At 43.3% G+C, this 1,304-nt stretch carries 1 protein-coding gene; it reads right to left on the bottom strand.

Translation table 11 applies throughout. The features are described from left to right. On the bottom strand, positions 1 to 1,304 hold a 1,304-nt coding region (locus BM176_RS32055), incomplete at both ends, for a condensation domain-containing protein (protein WP_255373633.1).

The following is a 1,304-nucleotide window of genomic DNA, read 5'->3' as shown; positions in this document are numbered from 1 at the left end:
ATTTTATCGGAAGGGTAAGGAACTGAAGTATTGTTGAAGACTGATAATAATCTTGCTGTTTCTGCTTCACTTAAATATTCCAGTTCTTCAATGGGCAAAGATGGATTCCCGATGATGGCTGACAACAGCTGTTCCAGGTGTTGTGTCAGCCGTTCACCGGTTGCGGGGTCGTAAATATCGCTGTTGTAGGTAATAGTCAGCTGTAATGCATCTGCTTTTTCTACAAAAGTGAACTGCAAATCAAACTTACTGATATGCTGACGTTTCCCGCTGTACTCACTGATCGTTAAACCCGGAATTGATTGCTCATTGAGATGGCTGCTTTCATTGTTCTGCAACACCATCATCACGTCAAACAGGGCATTACGGCTCATATCACGGGGAAGATCCAATTCATCTACCAATGCATCAAAAGGATAGATCTGGTGTTCGTAAGCGCCAAGGCTGACGTTTTTTACGATTTTCAGCAGTTCACGGTAGCTGTTTTTTCCGTTAAAACGTGTCCTCAGCGCTAGTGTATTGACATAAAATCCAATCTGATTTTCCAGTTCTATGTGTTCACGACCTGCAACAGGACTACCAATAATGATATCTTCCTGATTGGTATAACGGTATAATAAGGCATTCACTGCCGCCAGCAATCCCATAAACAAAGTACCACCTTCCTGTTGACTGAGTGTTTTTATACCGGTGCTGATGCTGTTGTTAAAAGTATGGTGAATGATGCCACCGTGATATGTTTTAACAGAAGGACGGAGCTTATCAGATGGCAGTTCCAATACTGGCAACTCACCAGCAAACTGGTTTAACCAATAATTTACGTGCTCTTGTAATGCAGCACCACTCAACTGTTCCTGCTGCCAGGAAGCGTAATCTTTATATTGAATATCAAGCGGAGATAATGGATTCGTTTGTGTATTATAAAACAGCAACAACTCTTTGATGAACACATTCATGGACCAGCCATCACTGATGATGTGATGCATGGTGCAGGTGAAGATCCACTTGTTATCCCCTATCCGGTATAAACCGGCACGCAGCAATGGTCCTGTGCTCAGATCAAAGCCCCCCGCAGTTGCTTCATGTATCAGGTTATTTATATCAGATGATTGCTCTCTTACATCCAGGTTGAAGTTTACTGTATCAAGAATCACTTGGCGCACCTCACCCTGTTCATCTTCCCGGAAGATGGTCCGCAGGCTCTCATGGCGTGCAATCAACTCATCAAAAGCATATTCCAGCAAAGCAAGATCCAACTCACCTTCAAAAACAAATACGCCCGGCATGTTATAAGCTGCACTACC

The sequence above is a fragment of the Chitinophaga sp. CF118 genome (assembly GCF_900112615.1).
Classification (GTDB): domain Bacteria; phylum Bacteroidota; class Bacteroidia; order Chitinophagales; family Chitinophagaceae; genus Chitinophaga.
The sequence above is the reverse complement of the archived record's forward strand: the minus strand, read 5'-3'. Positions and strand labels throughout refer to the sequence as shown.